This window comes from Paracoccus marcusii (assembly GCF_028621715.1).
GTDB lineage: Bacteria > Pseudomonadota > Alphaproteobacteria > Rhodobacterales > Rhodobacteraceae > Paracoccus > Paracoccus marcusii.
The window spans coordinates 2879904-2892683 of sequence record NZ_CP117466.1; the positions used below are offsets into that span (position 1 = coordinate 2879904).

13 protein-coding genes are annotated in these 12780 nt (G+C 68.0%); 8 read left to right on the forward strand and 5 right to left on the reverse strand.

Annotated elements, in window-relative coordinates; translation table 11 throughout:
• The first annotated feature begins 137 nt into the window (after nucleotides 1-137).
• The 8 genes from PRL19_RS14245 to PRL19_RS14280 all read left to right on the forward strand — a co-directional run bounded on the left by PRL19_RS14245 (nucleotide 138) and on the right by PRL19_RS14280 (nucleotide 7550).
• Nucleotides 138-1379, forward strand: coding sequence for a DEAD/DEAH box helicase (locus PRL19_RS14245; protein WP_045981350.1), 1242 nt, complete (start codon nucleotides 138-140; stop codon nucleotides 1377-1379).
• Nucleotides 1380-1490: 111 nt separating this feature from the next.
• Entirely contained in the window at nucleotides 1491-2063 is a 573-nt protein-coding gene (locus PRL19_RS14250) for a thymidine kinase (protein ID WP_127898678.1), read from the forward strand.
• A gap of 88 nt (nucleotides 2064-2151) precedes the next feature.
• The gene (locus PRL19_RS14255; protein WP_273743341.1) at nucleotides 2152-3306 is read left to right on the forward strand and encodes a D-alanyl-D-alanine carboxypeptidase family protein; all 1155 of its coding nucleotides are present in this window, start codon (nucleotides 2152-2154) and stop codon (nucleotides 3304-3306) included.
• Nucleotides 3306-3902 (forward strand): dTMP kinase, encoded by a 597-nt coding sequence (gene tmk / locus PRL19_RS14260; protein WP_273743342.1) that lies wholly within the window; start codon nucleotides 3306-3308, stop codon nucleotides 3900-3902. Before PRL19_RS14255 ends, tmk begins: the two co-directional genes overlap by 1 nt.
• On the forward strand, nucleotides 3899-5008 hold the full coding sequence (locus tag PRL19_RS14265) for a DNA polymerase III subunit delta' (RefSeq protein WP_273743343.1): 1110 nt from the start codon (nucleotides 3899-3901) through the stop codon (nucleotides 5006-5008). Before tmk ends, PRL19_RS14265 begins: the two co-directional genes overlap by 4 nt.
• A gap of 3 nt (nucleotides 5009-5011) precedes the next feature.
• Entirely contained in the window at nucleotides 5012-5806 is a 795-nt protein-coding gene (locus PRL19_RS14270; RefSeq protein ID WP_273743344.1) for a TatD family hydrolase, read from the forward strand.
• The gene (locus PRL19_RS14275; RefSeq protein ID WP_273743345.1) at nucleotides 5803-6609 is read left to right on the forward strand and encodes an MBL fold metallo-hydrolase; all 807 of its coding nucleotides are present in this window, start codon (nucleotides 5803-5805) and stop codon (nucleotides 6607-6609) included. The genes PRL19_RS14270 and PRL19_RS14275 overlap by 4 nt, the downstream gene beginning before the upstream one ends.
• Complete coding sequence (locus PRL19_RS14280) at nucleotides 6606-7550, forward strand: AEC family transporter (RefSeq protein WP_194885567.1); 945 nt, start codon at nucleotides 6606-6608, stop codon at nucleotides 7548-7550. Before PRL19_RS14275 ends, PRL19_RS14280 begins: the two co-directional genes overlap by 4 nt.
• 86 nt (nucleotides 7551-7636) lie before the next feature.
• Here PRL19_RS14280 and PRL19_RS14285 read toward each other — a convergent pair whose 3' ends face one another.
• The 5 genes from PRL19_RS14285 to PRL19_RS14305 form a co-directional block, all read right to left on the reverse strand.
• On the reverse strand, nucleotides 7637-8197 hold the full coding sequence (locus PRL19_RS14285; protein ID WP_273743346.1) for a hemerythrin domain-containing protein: 561 nt from the start codon (nucleotides 8195-8197) through the stop codon (nucleotides 7637-7639).
• On the reverse strand, nucleotides 8194-9144 hold the full coding sequence (locus tag PRL19_RS14290) for an ABC transporter permease (RefSeq protein WP_045981301.1): 951 nt from the start codon (nucleotides 9142-9144) through the stop codon (nucleotides 8194-8196). The genes PRL19_RS14285 and PRL19_RS14290 overlap by 4 nt, the downstream gene beginning before the upstream one ends.
• Nucleotides 9145-9148: 4 nt before the next feature.
• Nucleotides 9149-10450, reverse strand: coding sequence for an ABC transporter permease (locus PRL19_RS14295; protein WP_273743347.1), 1302 nt, complete (start codon nucleotides 10448-10450; stop codon nucleotides 9149-9151).
• 59 nt (nucleotides 10451-10509) lie between these two features.
• Complete coding sequence (locus PRL19_RS14300) at nucleotides 10510-11619, reverse strand: ABC transporter substrate-binding protein (RefSeq protein ID WP_373946421.1); 1110 nt, start codon at nucleotides 11617-11619, stop codon at nucleotides 10510-10512.
• A 74-nt stretch (nucleotides 11620-11693) separates the two neighbouring features.
• The gene (locus tag PRL19_RS14305) at nucleotides 11694-12764 is read right to left on the reverse strand and encodes an ABC transporter substrate-binding protein (RefSeq protein ID WP_273743348.1); all 1071 of its coding nucleotides are present in this window, start codon (nucleotides 12762-12764) and stop codon (nucleotides 11694-11696) included.
• Nucleotides 12765-12780: the final 16 nt, after the last annotated feature.

A 12780-nucleotide genomic window follows, 5' to 3' on the forward strand; every position in this document is an offset into this window, starting at 1 on the left:
TCCTGATGGAACAGAACAACACCCGCCGCCGCCCCAACCGTGGCGGCAAGTCCACCCCCGCCCGCCCGCCGATCCAGGCCAACGAAGGCCGCCGCGCCCCCGCCCGCGAACCCGTCATCACCGGTCCCTTTGCGGATATGGGGATCGACCACCGCATCAACGCCAACATCATCGCGATGGGCCTGACCACGCCCACCCCGATCCAGGAACAGGGCATCCCCGCCATCGTGCAGGGCCGCGACGTGCTGGGCCTGGCCCAGACCGGCACCGGCAAGACGGCGGCCTTCGGCCTGCCGATGCTGACCCGCCTGATCAACTATGGCAAGAAGCCCGACCCCAAGACCTGCCGCGCGCTGATCCTGGCACCGACCCGCGAACTGGCCACCCAGATCGCGACGAACATCGACGCCTATGCCGAGGGCACGCCGATCCGGTCGTTCCGCGTCGTGGGCGGCGCCTCGATCAACACCCAGACCGAGCGGCTGTCGCGTGGCGTGGACGTACTGATCGCCACCCCGGGCCGCCTGATGGACCTGATCGAGCGTCGCGCGATCAGCCTGGAGGCCACCACCTATCTGGTGTTGGACGAGGCCGACCAGATGCTGGACATCGGCTTCATCCACACGCTGCGCAAGATCGCGCGGATGCTGCCCCGTGAACGCCAGACGCTGATGTTCTCGGCCACCATGCCCAAGCTGATGTCGGAACTGTCGGATACCTACCTGACCAACCCGGTTAAGGTCGCCGTCAACCCGCCGGGCCAGGCCGCCAAGAAGATCGAGCAGGGTGTCCACTTCGTCAGCCAGGGCGACAAGGCCACCCTTCTGGCCGAATACATGTCCAAGCACACCAACGAGCTGGCCATGGTCTTCGGCCGCACCAAGCATGGTTGCGAGAAGCTGGCCAAGCTGCTGGAGAAATGGGGCTTTGCCGTCGCTGCGATCCACGGCAACAAGAGCCAGGGCCAGCGCGAGCGTGCGCTGGAGGCCTTCCGCAAGGGAGAGACCAAGGTGCTGGTCGCCACCGACGTGGCCGCCCGCGGCCTGGACATCCCCGAGGTCGCGCATGTCTACAACTACGACCTGCCGAACGTCCCCGAGAACTATGTCCACCGCATCGGCCGGACGGCGCGTGCGGGCCGTGACGGTCGCGCCGTGGCCTTCTGCTCGCCTGCCGAACTGGGAGAGCTGCGCGCCATCGAGAAGGCGATGAAGAACGCCATTCCCGTGATCGGCGGCGACGTGCCCTCGGCCGCCGCGGCCGCAGCGGCGGGTCCTGCCGGCGGCGCACAGCGCGGACGCGGCAAGCCGATGGACGGGGGCGCCCACAAGCGCCCGGCACGCCGCCCGTCGCGCGCACCCAAGAGCCGCACCGCCTGATCCCTGCCGCAAGGCGGAATCTGTATCTGGACAACGAACAGGCCGCCGGGGCGCAATCTCCGGCGGCTTTCGCTTGTCGCGCGTGATGCGCGCGGGTATGGGCCGGGCACCATGGCAAAGCTGTATTTCAACTATTCGACGATGAACGCGGGCAAGAGCACGCTGCTGCTTCAGGCGTCCTACAACTATCGCGAACGCGGGATGGAGACGCTGCTGCTGACCGCGGCGCTGGACGACCGCGCCGGCAAGGGGCGCATCGCCAGCCGGATCGGCATCGCCGACGAGGCGCTGTCCTTTGACAGCGCGTCCGATCTGCTGACGCTGGTGGCGCAGACCGCGCCACGCCCCGCCTGCGTGTTCGTCGACGAGGCGCAGTTCCTGACCGCGGACCAGGTCTGGCAGCTGGCCCGCGTGGCCGACGACCTGGGCATTCCGGTCATGTGCTATGGGCTGCGGGTCGATTTCCGGGGCATGCTGTTCCCGGGATCCGCTGCCCTGCTGGCGCTGGCCGACGACATGCGCGAGGTGCGCACCATCTGTCACTGCGGCAAGAAGGCCACCATGGTCATCCGCCGCAACGAGGCGGGACAGGCGATCACCGAGGGCGCGCAGGTGCAGGTCGGCGGGAACGAGACCTATGTCTCGCTCTGCCGCAGGCACTGGCGCGAGGCCACGGGAAACTGATCACGATTGCCCCGCCCCGGCCATGGCGCGTTGCGGGGCGGATTGGGTTGATGTAACCATCATGGAAAACAACCTAGGGGGACTTATCATGCGCGGATTCCTGATCTGGGTGGCGGCCGTGCTGGCCATGACGGCCCCCGCCAGGGCCTTTGACACGACAGCATCGGCCGCGTGGGTCTATGACGTCCAGACCGGCACCGTGCTGATGGAGAAGAACGCCGAGACTCCGCTTCCCCCGGCCTCGATGTCCAAGCTGATGACCCTGACCATGCTGTTCGAGGCGCTGCGCGACGGGCGCGTAGGCATGGACACGACCTTTCCGGTGTCCGAGAAGGCGTGGCGCATGGGCGGGTCCAAGATGTTCGTGGAACCAGCTGACCGCCCCTCGGTCGAGGATCTGATCCACGGCATCATCATCAATTCCGGCAATGACGCCTGCGTCGTCGTGGCCGAGGGCCTGGCCGGGACCGAAGAAGCCTTTGCCCGCCAGATGAACGAACGCGCGGCACAACTGGGACTGACCCACACGACGCTGACGAACGCCTCGGGCTGGCCCGATCCGGGACATCGCATGTCGATGGAGGATCTGGGTCTGCTGGCCACCTACATCATCACGGAATTCCCGGATCTCTATCCGAACTTCGCCATGACCTCGTTCAACTACAAGGGCCGTGTGCCGTCGAACGCGGGCAACCGCAACCCGCTGCTGTCCATCGGCACGGGCGAATGGACCGCCGACGGGCTGAAGACCGGCCACACCCAGGAGGCTGGATACGGCCTGGTCGGGTCGGCCATCCAGGACGGGCGTCGCATCATCTTCGTCATCACCGGCCTGACAAGCGACCGTGCCCGGGCCGAGGAATCCGAACGCCTGGTCAACTGGGCATTCCGCGAATTCAGCATGCGCACCCTGGTCCCCGCCGGAGAGGACGTGGCGCAGGTGCCCGTCTGGCTGGGCACCGTGTCGCGGGTCGGCCTGACCACCCAGAACGGCGTCAACGTCCTGGTTCCCGCCGGCGTCCAGGACCAGGTCAAGGTCGAGGTGGTCTACGATTCCCCCGTCCCCGCGCCCATCGCGCGGGGGGACCGTCTTGGCCAGTTGGTCGTGACCATCCCCGGCACGCGCGACACCGTCACGCCCCTGATCGCCACGCAGGACGTCCCCGAGGCCGGGCTGGTGGGCCGCATGAAGGGGGCCGTGATGCAGCTTGGCCAGCGTGCCATCACCGCCGTCACCGGCTGATGCTGATCAGCCTGGAAGGCATCGACGGCTGCGGCAAGTCCACCCAGTCCCGCCTGCTGGCCGACGCGCTGCGGGCGCAGGGCCGCGAGGTCGTGCTGACCCGAGAGCCCGGCGGCAGCCCCGGCGCCGAGGAGATCCGCCGCCTGCTGGTCGAGGGGGCGGGCGAACGCTGGTCGCCTGAGACGGAATGCCTGCTGTTCACCGCCGCCCGGCGCGATCATCTGGAACGCACGATCCGACCCGCGCTGCAGGCCGGGCAGGTCGTCGTGACCGACCGGTTCGCCGACAGCACCCGCGTCTATCAGGGTGCGGCGCGGGGCGACCTGCGGGACATGGTGGACCGGCTGCACGCGCTGATGATCGGGGTCGAGCCGGACCGGACCTTCGTCATCGACATCGACCCAGAAACGGGGCTTGCCCGTGGCACTGCGCGCGGCGGGGCTGAGGACCGCTTCGAAAGCCTGGGGCTGGCCTTCCAGCAGCGGCTGGCGACGGGCTTTCGCGCGCTGGCCGCCGAATATCCCGATCGCGTCCGGCTGATCGACGGCAGAGGCAGCGCCGCGGACGTGTCCGCCCGCATCATGGCCGCGTTGTGAAGACCGAGGCCGCCGACATTCCCGAACCCGACCGGGTTCCGGGCGCACCCCATCCGCGTCACGCGACGCGCGTGATCGGCCAGGACGCGGCTGCGGCGGCGTTCCTGCAGGCCGCGCAGGGCGACCGGCTGCATCACGCCTGGCTGCTGACCGGGCCGCGCGGGGTCGGCAAGGCGACGCTGGCCTGGGCCATCGCGCGCTGGCTGCTGGCCGAGAGCGGGCGGGCCGACCTGGCCGTCGATCCCGACACGCCAGAGGCCCGCCGCATCGCCGCCCTGTCCGAGCCGCGCCTGGCCCTGATCCGCCGCCCCTGGGACGATAAGACCGGCCGCCTGCGCGCCGAGATCACCGTGGACGAGATCCGCAAGCTGCTGTCCTTCTTCCACCTCTCGGCTGCCGAAGGCGGTCGTCGCGTGGCGATCATCGATGCCGCCGACGATATGAACATTCCTGCCGCCAACGCCCTTCTGAAGGTGCTGGAGGAGCCGCCGTCGGATGCGCTGATCCTGCTGATTGCGCATCAGCCCGCACGCCTGCTGCCCACGATCCGGTCACGCTGCCGCACGCTGCGCCTGTCGCCGCTGCCGCCGCGACAGATGTCGGCGATCCTGTCCGACATGGGCCTGAACGAGGATGCCGAGGCGCTGTCGGCCCTGTCCGACGGATCGGTTGGAGAGGCGCTGCGGCTGGCCGGCCAGGGGGGGCTTGACCGCTATCAGGACCTGGTCGACCTGTTCGCCACCCTGCCCCGGCTGGACCGGCTGGCGGCATCCAAATTCGCCGATGGCGCGGCGGGGCGCGCGGGCGCCGACGGCGACCCGTTCGATCTGACCATCACCGTGCTGGACCGCTTCGTCACCCGGCTGGCGCGGGCGGGACTGATGGGCGCGCCGCTGCCCCAAGCCGCGCGCGGCGAAGGGGCGCTGATGGCGCGGCTGTCACCCGACGACCACGCCGCCCGCATCTGGGCCGAGGCGCAGGCCCGCCTGTCGGCGCGTGCCCGCACGGGACGGGCGGTCAACCTTGACCCTGCCGCGCTGGTCATGGATATGGTGCTGGAACTGGCGCAGCTGCCGCCCGCGCAAGCGTCCCTGACCAAGGCCTGACCGATGACCGATGCGGCCCTCCGGCTGACCGACAGCCATTGCCACCTGGATTTTCCCGATTTCGACGGCGAACACGCAGCCCTGATCGATCGTGCCCGTGCCGCGGGCGTCGGGCGGATGGTCACCATCTGCACCCGCCTGCGCCAGGAACCCGCCGTGCGCGCCCTGACCGAGGCCCATGACGGCGTCTTCTACGCCGCCGGCACCCACCCGATGAGCGTCGCGGACGAACCCATGGCCACCGTCGATCAACTGGTGGCCTTGGCCGATCACCCGAAATTCGTGGCCATCGGCGAGACCGGGCTGGATTACCACTACACCGCCGAAAGCGCGCAGGCGCAACAGGACAGCCTGCGTATTCATATCGAAGCCGCGCGGCGGACGCGCCTGCCCCTGATCATTCACGCCCGCGACGCCGATGACGACATGGCGCGCATCCTGGCAGAGGAACACCGCGCCGGCGAATATACCTGCGTCATGCACTGCTTCAGCTCGACCCCCGCGCTGGCGCAGGCGGCGCTGGACCTGGGGTTCTACCTGTCGATGTCGGGCATCGCGGCCTTTCCGCGGTCGTCCGATCTGCGCGACATCTTCAAGGCCGCGCCGCTGGACCGCATCCTGGTCGAGACCGACAGCCCCTATCTGGCCCCGCCCCCGCATCGCGGGCGCCGGAACGAACCCGCCTATGTCGCCCATACCGCCGCGGTGGGCGCGGACCTGTTCGGCCTGTCCCTGCCCGATTTCGCCGCGCGGACCGAGGCCAATTTCGAACGCCTGTTCTGGAAGGCCGCCCGATGAGCGACACGATCCGCGCCACGATCCTGGGCTGCGGATCGTCCGGCGGGGTGCCGCGCCTTGGCAACCGATGGGGCGCCTGCGACCCGGAAAACCCGCGAAACCGCCGCCGCCGCTGTTCGCTGCTTGTCGAACGCGACGGGCCGGACGGCACCACCCAAGTGTTGATCGACACCGGCCCCGACCTGGTGCCGCAGATGCTGGACGCGGGCGTGGCGACACTGGACGCCGTGGTCTATACCCATGCCCATGCCGATCATGTCCACGGCATCGACGACCTGCGCCAACTAGTCTTCAACGCGCGCCGCATCCTGCCGGTCTGGGCCGATCAACCCACGGCCGAAGCGCTGACGACCCGCTTCGGCTATGTATTCGAGACGCCCGAGGGCAGTCTCTATCCCCCGATCTGCGCGCTGCATGCGATCAACGGCCCGATCACCATAGACGGCCCCGGTGGCCCGCTGACCCTGACCCCGTTCCGCGTCCAGCACGGAGAGATCACCGCCCTGGGCTTTCGCATTGGCGGTCTGGTCTATCTGCCCGACGTCTCAGACATTCCCGACGCCGCATGGCCGCTAATCGAGGATGCTCCGGTCTTCGTCATCGACGCCCTGCGCCATGAACCCCATCCCAGCCATGCCCACCTGGCCCTGTCGCTGGACTGGATCGCCCGCGCGCGCAGCCCCCGCGCGGTGCTGACGAACATGCATATCGACATGGACTATGCCGCGGTCGCAGCCCAGACCCCGGACCATGTCGAGCCCGCCTTCGACGGCATGCAGATCACCGTGCCCGCCGCGACATGACGGCGCTGTTCACGATCATCCTGCCCGTCTTCCTGATCGTGGGCTTCGGCTATCTGGTGGCATGGCGGGGCTGGTTCTCGGCCAGCGGTGTCGACGGGCTGATGAATTTCGCGCAGAACTTCGCAGTCCCCACGCTGCTCTTCGTGTCGATGGCGCGTCTGGACCTGGGCACCGAGTTTCGCGCCCAGCTGCTGATCCCCTTCTATGCCGGCGCCTTCGCGGCCTTTGCAGCGGGTTGGGGGGGCGCCCGGTTCCTGTTCGGCAGGCCGCCGGTGGACTGCGTGGCGATCGGGTTCGTGTGCCTTTTCTCGAACACGCTGCTGCTGGGTGTGCCGATCACGGAACGCGCCTACGGCCCGGATGCACTGGCCGGGAACTGGGCGATCATCGCGATCCATTCGCCGATGCTCTACACCTTCGGGATCACGGTGATGGAATTCACCCGCGCCCGCGGCAGTGGCCTGTCGGTCGGGCGCGTGGCCCTGCGTGCGCTGACGGGGGTGCTGCGCACCTCGCTGGTCATCGGCATCATCGCGGGCCTGTCGGTGAACCTGCTGTCGCAGGCGGGGCTGGCCCTGCCGCAGGGGTTCTGGGACGCCGCCGACATGATCGCGCGCGCCGCCCTGCCCGCCGCACTGTTCGGCCTTGGCGGCGTCCTTTATCGCTATCGTCCCGAAGGCGACATGGCGACCATCGCCTTGTGCTGCGCCGCATCGCTGATCCTGCATCCCGCGATCACCTTCGGCACGGCTTGGGCGCTGGATCTCGACCGCGACGGCATGCGCTCGGCCGTGCTGACGGCGTCGATGGCCCCGGGCGTGAACGCCTATCTGTTCGCCAATGTCTACGGCGTGGCCAAGCGCGTCGCAGCCTCCAGCGTGCTGATCGCCACGGCGCTGTCCACGCTGACGATCTGGATGTGGCTGGCGTTGCTGCCCTGAGGCGTCGCGGGGGTCCGGGGGGCCGCAGGCTCCCCGGCGGGGGGTGCGGGGGGCCGACCCCCCGCCATCGCGGGACGCAACCTGCCTCAGATCGGTACGCGAAGCGCCCCCAAAGGCTCCTCCAGCGCCCGCTCCTCGTACCCAAAATGCGACCGGATCGCCCGATCCAGCGCCGCGAACCGCTCCGCGCACAGATCAAGCGCCGCTGGCCCCCGATCCGCGACAAGCGCCTGTGCCGCCTCGTGCAACGCGCCGATCAACCTGTGGATCACCTCATGCTCGGCCTTCAGCCGACGGATCACCGGGGCCAGTGCCGACCCGCCCCGCTCCGCAAGGGCCGGAAACATCCACTGCTCCTCGATGTCGTGATGGTTCTGCAAAAGCGCGCAGTCGCGGCCGCAGGCAGTGCCGAACTGCGCCATGTTGCGCGCCAACGCCGTCCCGGCCACCGCCGGTGCGACCAGGGCCGGATCGGCCTGCGCGGCCCGGACCTGAACCAGCAGCCGCTGCACGCCGTCCAGTTCGGCCCGGTACATGTCGTGGATGGCGGCCAGGCGCCGGCCATGTGCGCGCTCGGCCCGCGTGATGGCGGGATAGGACGGGGGCGCGGGACGCGCGCCCTCGTCCTCCAGCTCTTCCGGCGTCATCGGGGCGTGACGCCCCGGATACGCTCGGACCGCCGGCGCAGCAGTTCGACCGTGGTCAGCAGCGCGATCGAGAAGATCACCAGCAGCGTCGCCACCGCCAGGATGGCCGGGCTGATCTGTTCGCGAATGCCGTTCCACATCTGGCGCGGAATGGTCTGCTGATCGGGACCGGCGATGAACAGCACCGCCACGACCTCGTCGAACGAGGTGACGAAGGCGAACAAGGCACCCGACACTACGCCTGGCAGGATCAGCGGCATCGTCACCTTGAAGAAGGTCGTGCGCGGATTGGCCCCCAAGCTGGCCGCCGCGCGGTTCAGCGACTGATCGAACCCCACCAGTGTCGCGGTGACGGTGATGATCACGAAGGGAATACCCAGGGTCGCATGGGCCAGGATCACCCCCAGATAGGTTCCCGCCAGCCGCCCGCATTCCGGCGACAGCCCGACCAGCGCCAGCAGTTCGCAGGGGTTCGAGTAGAAGAAGAACATCCCCGTCGCCGTGATGATCAGCGGCACGATCATCGGAGAGATCAGGATCGCCATGATCGCCCGGCGGAACGGCATCTCGGGCCGCGACAGGCCCAGAGCCGCCAGCGTCCCCAGAACCGTCGCCACGATGGTGGAACACACGCCGATGATGATCGAGTTCTTGGCCGCCTGCACCCATTTCGCATTCGCCCAGGCATCCGACCAGAAGGCCCAGCCCGTCGAATCCGGATTCTGCATCCCGAAGGTCAGCAGGCTGGAATACCATCGCATGCTGTAGCCGTCGGGGTCGAGCGACAGCATCCGGTCGGTGAACGTGAAATAAGGCTCGGCGTTGAACGACAACGGGATGATCACGATGATCGGCGCGATCAGGAACACGAAGATCAGCGCGCAGACCGTCAGGTAGGTATAGTGCCAGACACGCTCCAGCGGGCTTGCATAGGTCGGAACAGCCATTCGCTTACCCCAGTTTCAGGTTGTCGACGCCGACAAGGCGGTCATAGAGCCAATAGAGGATCAGCACCGACCCCAGCAGCAGGGCCGCCAGCGCCGCCGCCATCGACCAGTTCAGCGTGCCGGTCATGTGCTGGGCGATCATGTTCGAAATCAGCTGCCCCGACGATCCGCCGACCAGCGCGGGCGTGATGTAGTATCCGACCGCCAGGATGAAGACCAGCATCGCCCCCGCCCCCAGGCCCGGCAGGGTCTGCGGGAAATAGACCCGGCGGAACGCGGTCCAGCTTGTCGCGCCCAGGCTGCGCGCCGCACGGACATAGGCGGGGTTGATGGTCCGCATCACCGAGTACAGCGGCAGGATCATGAAGGGCAGCAGGATATGCGTCATCGCGATGATCGTGCCGGTCTGGTTGTAGATCATCTGCAACCGCTGCCCGCCGCCGATCACGCCCAGCCAGACCAGGATGTCGTTCACCACGCCCTGCTGCTGCAGCAGCACCATCCAGGATGTCGTGCGCACCAGAAGCGACGTCCAGAACGGCAGCAGCACCAGGATCATTAGCAGGTTCGACTTGCGCATGGGCAGCGTCGCCAGCAGATGCGCGATGGGAAAGCCCAGGATGAAGGTCAGGCCGGTGATCACCGCCGACAGCCAGAAGGTGCGCCAGAACAGGGTCAGATAGATCCGCTGCTGTTCCGGAACCTGCTGGATGTTGCCGGCCTCGTCCCGGGTGCGGTCGACCGCTGCCAGATAGAAGTTCGCCGTGACCGGCGTCGATGCCGATCGCATGACGGACCACAGGCGCGGGTCGCCCCAATCCTCGTTGATCTCCAGCAGGGCCTGTTGATAGGGCGGCTCCAGCCCGCGGCGGACCTGGCGCCCGGTCGCGGTGAACAGCGACCGCGTCCCCGGCATGTCATAGTTGATCCGCGTGCCCACCACCCCGATGCTGCGCGCATCGGCGCTGGCGATCAGGTCCTGGGCCAATGCGGTCCAGGCCGCCTCGTCGGGCGCGGTGCCGGGCTCCGTCGATGCGAACCAGGCCGAGACCTGCGGCATGTTCGCGGAAAAGCCGTCATTGTGGAACGACCGCGCCAGCATCTGCCCGATCGGCACCACAAAGGTGATCAGGATGAAGGCCAACAGCGGCAGAACCAGCAGAAAGGCCCGCCGTCGCGCCCGGCGCTGGCTGTGCGCCAGGGCGCGGGCCAGCGGCATTCCGTCGGCGGTCGTCAGCGTGCCAGATCCCACACCGGATGCGGTGGTGGCGATGGCGGCATGTGGATCAAGTGCGGCGTCGGCCATGTCGTCCCCCGGGCAGTCAGGTCCGCCGCCCCCGGATGCGGGGGCGGCAGGGTGTCAGTTCAGGACGCGGCCAGCCAGCTGTTGAAGCGTTCGGTCAGTTCCGCGGAATGGTCGGCCCAGAATTCCGGATCGTCCGTCACCGCATTGGCCAGCGCCTCGGGACTGGTCGGCATGTGCGGCGCCATCTCGGTCACGCCGTCCTGGTACAGCCCGACCAGTTCGTTCGACGATTTCCGCGCCGGGCCATAGGCGATGTATTTCGCCTGATCGGCCAGACGCTGCGTGTCGGTCGCGAATTTCAGGTATTCCATCGCCGCGTCCGGGTTGGGCGCATCGACCGGGATCACGAACATGTCCATGTCCAGGTACTGGCCGTCCCAGATGATCTCGAAGGGCTGCTTTTCGGCCACCATCGCGTCAAAGGCGCGACCGTTATAGACGGTGGTCATGCTGACCTCTCCGTCAGCCAGCAACTGCACGGGCTGGGCGCCGGCCTCCCACCAGACGGTGTCGGCCTTGATCGTGTCCAGCTTGGCAAAGGCGCGGTCCACGCCCTCGGGGGTGGACAGCACGTCATAGACCTCGGCCGCGGGCACGCCGTCGGCGATCAGCGCCAGATACAGGGTGCGCTTGGGGTTCTTGGGCAGGCCGCGCTTGCCCGGGAAGGTCTCGGTGTCGAAGAAATCGGCCGCCGTGCTGGGGGTCTCTCCCTCGAACTTGGTCGTGTTGAACGAAATGACCGTGCCCCAGACGATGTTGGCGACCGCGCAATCCTGCAGCGCGCCGGGCACGAAATCATCTGCCGCAGCGGTGCCGTCGGGCGCACTGGGCAGGTCGGCGGGGTCGATCTCGACCAGCGCACCCTCGTCGCACAGGCGGATCGCGTCGCTGACCTCGACGTCGAAAACGTCGCCCGTGACGTTGCCGGCCTCGACCTGCGCGCGCAGCGGCGTCGCGGGGTTGTCGGCGGCGATCATGTTGACGGTGATGCCGGTCTCAGCGGTGAAGGGCTTGTTATAGGCCTCGACCTGGCTGACCTCGTAGGCGCCGCCCCAGGACACGACGTTGACCTCTTGCGCCATCGCGCCAAAGGCCACGCCGCACAGGGCGGTCGAAAGGATCAGGGTGGATTTCACGTTGGTTCTCCCGGTTGGTTTGGTCTCGGGCATTTTTGCCCGTTGTCATTGGCCCCGTTGGCGGGGCGCGGACCGGGCGGGACGAATCCCTCCCGGTCCGAACTGGATCAGCTGGCCAGCCAGCTGTTGAAACGCTCGATCAGCTCGGCGTCGCGGTCGACCCAGAAATCCAGGTCCGATGCCAGCGCCCCGGCCATGTTCGCGTCGAAGGTGGGCAGGTTCGGGCCCATCGGCTCCTCGGTGCCCTCGATGTTGCCGACCATCGCGGCGGCGGACCGGCGCGGCGGACCATAGCTGATGAATTCGGCGGCGCGGGCCTGGGGCGCGGGCGCGGTGGTCCAGGCCACGAATTCCATCGCCTGCTCCAGGTTTGGCGCCCCCTTCGGCACGACCCAGCCCTCCATCTCATAGATCTGGGCGTCCCAGATGATCTCGAAGGGCTGGCCGTCGGCCTGCGCCGCGTTGAAGATGCGGCCGTTGAAGGCATAGGCCATGCTGACCTCGCCATCGGCAAGCAGCTGCGGGGGCTGGGCGCCTGCCTCCCACCAGATCACCTCGGACTTGATCGTGTCCAGCTTCGCAAAGGCGCGGTCCACGCCCTCCGGGGTGGACAGCACGTCATAGACCTCGGCGGCGGGCACGCCATCGGCCATCAGCGCCAGCTCAAGGTTGAACTTGGCGCCCTTGCGCATGGTCCGCTTGCCCGGAAACGCTTCCAGATCGAAGAAATCGGCGGGGGTCGCGGGCTTGGCCTCCGGAAACGCGGTCTCGTTGAACGCCAGGACCATCGAATAGACGTCGGTCGCCACGAAGCATTCGGTCACCGCGCCGTCGATGAAATCGTCGGCCGCGGCCGTCCCGTCCTCGGCCGGCAGCAGGATGGCGGCGTCGATCATCTCCAGCGCGCCCTCGTCGCACAGGCGCACCGCATCGGCATATTCGACCGACGCGACGTCGACGCTGACATTGCCTGCCTCGACCTGCGCCTTGATCGGGGTCGCGGGGTTGTCGGCGTCCGACATGACGACGTTGATGCCCGTTTCCGCCGTGAACGGCTTGGCATAGGCCTCAAGGTGGCTGTTGCCATAGGCGCCGCCCCAGGACAGCAGGTTCACATCGGCCAGGGCTGGCCCGGCGACCAGGCCCATCGCGGTGCTGAGTGCAAGAAAACGCTTCATCGAAGTCTCCGGTTGG